We start from the raw sequence: 5,332 nt of genomic DNA, 5'->3' as shown, positions 1-5,332 counted from the left end.
TGCCGAACGCCCTGCATCTCTTTCTGCATGCATACGGTCACTTGCAGCCGCGTTGACCTGGCTCATCAAAGGCAAACTCATGACAACACCTTCATTCTTCATCACCCCCGGATACGGGACGCGCCTGCATGACGCGCTTCATTATTCTCAGGCAATGCGCATTGGTGACCGCGTGGAGATCTCCGGACAGGGCGGATGGAACGACGATCTCGTCATTCCGGAGTCGATTGAGGAAGAGATCGAGCAGGCGTTCAAGAACGTGGAACGGACGCTCGCGACCGCCGGAGCACGCTGGCCGCATGTGGTCCACGTCAATTCCTATCACGTCGGTGGATTCCCTCCCGTGATCAACGAAACAATGGCCAAGCTGTATCGCCACTACATGCCCGACCGCGCTCCAATCTGGACGCAGTTGGGAATCGAAGCGCTGGGGCTTCCAACCATGCGTATCGAAATTCGCGTAACAGCTATCATCGCCTGACCCCGCGGTTCGTGCAGGCGCCGTGCCGCGCTAATCCCGCACGCCCTGCGCCCGCTTCTCCATGCATATCATCGTATCGAGAGATCCGGTTATCATCGGCGTGCTCGGAGAACGGGGGGCCGCCTTGGCCTGGTTGGCGCGCCTCGGCTGCCTGCGGGCGATGGCCAGCACTGCCAGGAGCGTGAGCAACGCCGCCGCATAAAGGAACAGGCCGCCAGGGCCGACGATATTCATTGCAGCTGCTCCTATTAGGGGGCCAGCGGCTGTCCCGATCCCGTTGAGCAACAGAAGCCCGCGCGCGGTGCCGAGTAGCCGACCGGCCGGAAGATCGTCGTTTGCGACGGCGAGACACAACGAATAAATCGGGATGCCAAAGCCGCCGAACAGCGCACCTGCCGCAAGGAGCAGCGGCAGAGGCGCTTCCACCGCCAACGCTACGCCGATGGCAGACGCTGCGGACGCCAGCGCCGCACCGGCGATGACAAGATTCCGGGGCACTCGATCCGAAAGCCAACCGAGTGGCCAATGGAAGGCGAGCGTTCCACCAAGAACCGCAGCCATGAAGGCGGAGATACCGCCCACATCGAGGCCGATGCTCTGGGCGAAGTTCGCGCCCATGCCCCAGAAACCACCGATAGCCAGGCCGGCCAGGAAAGCGCCAGCCGCAGCGAGAGGTGATACGAGGACGAGGTCCCTGAACGCGACCCATTCCTGTTCCACCTGGGCCGGCGGATGACTGGGCAGCAAGGTGATCGGAACCACCGCCGCTGATATCAGCAGCGACACGATGAGGAACAATGTCACGTCGGCGGGCGGTGCGATGTTGAGTAACGCCTGCCCGATTGCCCATGAGCCCATAGAGACAACTCCGAATATCGACAGGAGCTGCCCGCGTGTGGATGGCAATGCGTGGGCGTTGAGCCAACTCTCCGTTGCGAGGATCATGCCCGCGTAGGCGAAGCCGGTAATCAGGCGAAGCGGCATCCAGGCGATCGGCTCCACGAACGCCACATGGAGAAGGGCGGTCATCGAGGCAATGGCCGCGAAGCCGGCGAAGGTTCTGACATGTCCCACGGAGACGATGATCGGTGGCAACACGAGCGCGCCGATCGTGAAACCCGCGAAATAGAAGGACATCATCGCGCTGATCGCGCCGGTCGAGAACCCCTTATGGCCGGCTCTCACGATCAGGAGCGTGCTCAGCAGGCCATTGCCCAGCAGCAGAGCGGCGACGCTCAGCAGCAGCGCCGCCACCGGCGCGAGAACGAGGCCGCGCTTGCCCGCCGACCTCATGGTATCCATCGCCGGGCTCGTTCTCGGGCCTGACTTGAGGGTTGATACTCTGCCGCACTGATGAACTGGTCGAATGCTTCGCACCAGATGACGACCGTGTTGTAGTCACGGACATCGATGCCGGCAGGCACCTCGACGATGAAGCCGTTGAACGTCTTCACATCGCCCACGCGGACTGATCTGTCCTTGATTAGGAGAAAGGCCTCCTTCGTGTCGACGAAACGTGGTGCGAGGTAGAGCTTGTAGTCGGGACCAGGGGCGAGGCGCCCGATATGGGCGATACGGTCGCGCGAGACCCGGATCTCGCCTTCCCCCCAGTGAAGCAGGTCGCTGCCTTTGAGATCGCGGGCCAGACGCCCTGCGTAGAGCGTCTCGGCTGAGATGGTCCGCAAGGCCGCCGCGTCCGGGGCCTGGGGGGCGGTCAGGATCGGCAGCGTGTAGACACCGCCCGCGAAGCCCATGGCGAGCATCGCGAGATGGGTGGCAATCAGGATGACCCAGCGCCGCATCGGTTACACCAGCTCCAGTCCCTTCACGAGCTGATCGGCGTCGAGATGGAAGTCCGAGAATACGATGCGGCCGCCAGCGTCCATCACGGAGAACCAGGGCGTTCCCCGCGTGCGGTAGTCCTCCATGAAGGTGGGAAGCGTCGCGCCGGCAGGTGGCTCGTCCTGACCGAACGCGACAGGAAGCGCATACTTGAGCTGGTTCACGCGCAGCTTCTCGAAGGTGTTCTCATCCGCTCCTTCGAAGACGGTCTGGATCACCGCGAAGCCCACGCCCTTGGCGCTCAATGCACCATGCAACCTTTGTAGCGTCGGAAATCCATGCAAATGGCAGCCACGGCACCAGTGCTGGAAGGCGAAGAGGACTTTCGGGCCGGTGCCGAGATCCGACAGCTTGAGCGGCGCGATGCTTTCTCCATCCGCGCCAATCCATCTCTGCACCCGCAGCTCGGGGGCTTGTCGTTCGTCGACGCTCATCTGATCCTCCAATTCCGATGCAGAAGTCCGATGAGTGGTCGCGTGTGGCGATGGCACGCGAACCTCACCGCCTTGATCCCCTACAGGTTGTAGGATGCGAGTTCGCCGACCGATACCTCGTGGCCAGCCCCGCCGTTCTTCCGTCGGTGTGTCACCGCCGCCCCTCAATGACAAAGGCGCGATAGCGGGAACCGGCAAAACGGTGCGCAGCGATGGTTTGGTAGGCGGGGCTATGATACCAATCACGGGCGGCCTGCATCGTCGGGAACCGCAAAATTACGGCCCCTTCGACGGGCGGCCCCTCCAAATGCTCCATCGCGCCATAAGCGGCGAGAAAGGTTACGTCGTGGCCATCGAACGATGGGCCGACGCCTGCAGAATAGGTTGCGAGTTCTTCCGGATCGGTGGTTTCTTCGCGGGTGAAGACGACGAACGCTTCCATCTTAAAGTCTTTCATAAGGTCGCATCTGCAGGCCACCGCCGCTGGCGATGGCCTTAAAGTCGTCAGGCTGGCAGCTCGAACCCGATTTTCGTGAGTGCCTCGACGCACGCATCCTGATCCTGCTGATAGTTGCCTCCGGAGATGCCGATCCCGCCGATCAACTTCCCGTCTTCCAGGATCGGATAGCCTCCGCCGACAGCGACCATCCGGGGGCGATAGGCCAGCGGCGCCACTTTTGGATCGTTCGAAACATAGTCGTTCCAGACATGGGTGGGGTACCCAAACGAGGCGGAACTCCAAGCCTTGTCGATGGCAACATCGACGGTGAGAAACGGCGCGTCATCAGTGCGCTCGAACGCGCGCAGGTTACCGGTGGCGTCGACGACGGCGACCGCAGCCGGGATGCCGATTGTACGTGCCGCGGCGATCGCCGCGTCGATGAGGGCGACGGCGGTTTCGCGGTTGATCGAGGCGGTGGCAATGGATTTCGTCATGAAATTTCCTTCGCCGTGGCGTAATCCGTCCGGCGTTCTTGAGGTTAGAAAAGACGTTCGGCGGTGGCAGTCATCAGAAGCCTTCGAGGACAATCTTGCCTCTTGCCGCGCCACTTTCGATCAGTGCGTGCACCGTCTTCAGATTGGCGGCATTAATTGGCGACAATTTTTCGGTTAGCGTCGTGCGAATTTTGCCGTCGTCCACCAGCACCGCCAGCGAATTGAGGATCTTGCCCTGCTCATCCATGTCGGGCGTGCCGTAGAGCGACCGTGTGAACATCAGCTCGTGGTGGATCGACACTGCCTTGCGCTTGAACAGCATGACGTCGAGCGCCTTGGGATCGTCGATGAATCCGAACCGTCCTTGCGGGGCGATCAGTTCGGCGATGTCGGATGCATGCTGCTCGGTATGCGTGGTCGAGAACACGAAAGCGGGAGCGCCGATGTTGAGCTCGGCAATCTGTGGCGCGAGCGGCCGAGAGTGGTCGATGACATGATGAGCCCCAAGCCCTTTAACCCACTCCTGGGTTTCCGGCCGAGAGGCGGTGGAGATGACGATGAGATCCGTGCGCTGTCGAGCGATCTGGATGGCGATCGACCCGACCCCACCCGCACCACCGATGATGAGGATCGCCGCCGCCCCGGGAACGGGCTTCGTCACGTCCAGGCGATCGAACATGGCTTCCCAGGCCGTCAACGTCGTGAGTGGCAGCGCCGCCGCTTCCGCCCAGTCGAGCGACGCGGGTTTACGACCGACGATCCGGGCGTCGACGAGATGGAACTCCGCATTGGTGCCAGGCCTTATGAGCGATCCGGCATAATAGACCTCGTCGCCTACCGCGAACTGCGTCACGTCGGGGCCGACCTCTTGCACGATCCCGGCCGCATCCCATCCCAGCACTTTCCAATCGCCATCAGCGGGCGGCGTGCTGCTGCGGATTTTGTAGTCGACCGGGTTGACCGAGACAGCCTTCACCTCAACCAGGATATCGCCTCCTTCAGCGACAGGCCGAGGCAGATCAATGTCGACCAGAGAGGCGTCCTCGGCGATGGGTCCCGGAACCTTGTAACCAACGGCTTTCATCGGTGTCTCCAGCTTGCTGTATCCTGAAGTCTTATCGATCAGATCGAAATTTCTTCCGAAATATACTCAGGATTTAAAGATTTCGCGTGTCAGACTATGAAGGTATGCGCGCAACATATCCAATAGCGGTACGACATAGTTTCCATACCTCGGAGCCGGATTCAGAAGTTTATCGAAAATAGCGGTTTATTGCTGTTCGGCGGGTGAGCATCCGGATGGAGGCGATAAGCGCCCAAGCGGTTGAGGAGTCGACCTCTCAGCGGTCGCGTTGGCAGGGGCGATCTCGCCCGCCGGTCTCACACCAACGTTGGCAAGCGACGGCGTCCGCTCGAAATCCGCTGACGGGGATACGCCTGCAATGCCGATTCGAAGCTATCGAAACTATAGCTACAGGGTATTGGGAAATCATACTGGACTGACGCTATAGTCTTCACGCATAACCACGACTCAAAATGGTCCAACACTTTTCTCTACGCTAATAGGGGAGCCCGCAGAATTCGGAAAAAATCGTACGCTAAGGTTTTCCGGGCATCCGTAAGGGCCGAAACTTCCCGT

General features: G+C 60.9%; 7 protein-coding genes. 1 reads left to right on the top strand and 6 read right to left on the bottom strand.

Translation table 11 applies throughout. From position 1 onward, the window contains the following. Window positions 1–481: RidA family protein (locus PG892_RS21510; protein WP_270825826.1), on the top strand; the 481-nt coding region annotated here is incomplete at its 5' end. Between the two features lie 30 nt (window positions 482–511). On the opposite strand, the gene PG892_RS21505 is transcribed toward PG892_RS21510, so the two are convergent. From PG892_RS21505 to PG892_RS21480, 6 genes are all read right to left on the bottom strand, one after another. Next, window positions 512–1,783, bottom strand: coding sequence for an MFS transporter (locus PG892_RS21505; RefSeq protein ID WP_004357638.1), 1,272 nt, complete (start codon window positions 1,781–1,783; stop codon window positions 512–514). Then, window positions 1,771–2,283 carry a DM13 domain-containing protein gene (locus tag PG892_RS21500; RefSeq protein WP_004357637.1) on the bottom strand — a complete coding sequence of 171 codons (513 nt, stop codon included), beginning with the start codon at window positions 2,281–2,283 and terminating at the stop codon, window positions 1,771–1,773. The genes PG892_RS21505 and PG892_RS21500 overlap by 13 nt, the downstream gene beginning before the upstream one ends. Before the next feature lie 3 nt (window positions 2,284–2,286). Further along, window positions 2,287–2,757 carry a TlpA family protein disulfide reductase gene (locus tag PG892_RS21495; RefSeq protein ID WP_011191345.1) on the bottom strand — a complete coding sequence of 157 codons (471 nt, stop codon included), beginning with the start codon at window positions 2,755–2,757 and terminating at the stop codon, window positions 2,287–2,289. A gap of 151 nt (window positions 2,758–2,908) precedes the next feature. Beyond that, window positions 2,909–3,199: a DUF1330 domain-containing protein gene (locus PG892_RS21490; protein WP_011191344.1), complete on the bottom strand. Its 291-nt coding sequence runs from the start codon at window positions 3,197–3,199 to the stop codon at window positions 2,909–2,911. A gap of 62 nt (window positions 3,200–3,261) precedes the next feature. Beyond that, window positions 3,262–3,693: a GlcG/HbpS family heme-binding protein gene (locus PG892_RS21485; protein WP_004357630.1), complete on the bottom strand. Its 432-nt coding sequence runs from the start codon at window positions 3,691–3,693 to the stop codon at window positions 3,262–3,264. 73 nt (window positions 3,694–3,766) lie between these two features. After that, a complete protein-coding gene (locus PG892_RS21480) occupies window positions 3,767–4,777 on the bottom strand; it encodes a zinc-binding alcohol dehydrogenase family protein (protein WP_011191343.1) in 1,011 nt (336 codons plus the stop codon). Window positions 4,778–5,332 lie beyond the last annotated feature (555 nt).

This window comes from Aeromonas sp. QDB68 (assembly GCF_027707405.1).
Classification (GTDB): Bacteria; Pseudomonadota; Gammaproteobacteria; order Enterobacterales; family Aeromonadaceae; genus Aeromonas; species Aeromonas caviae.
This window is presented reverse-complemented; position numbering and strand designations above follow the sequence as displayed.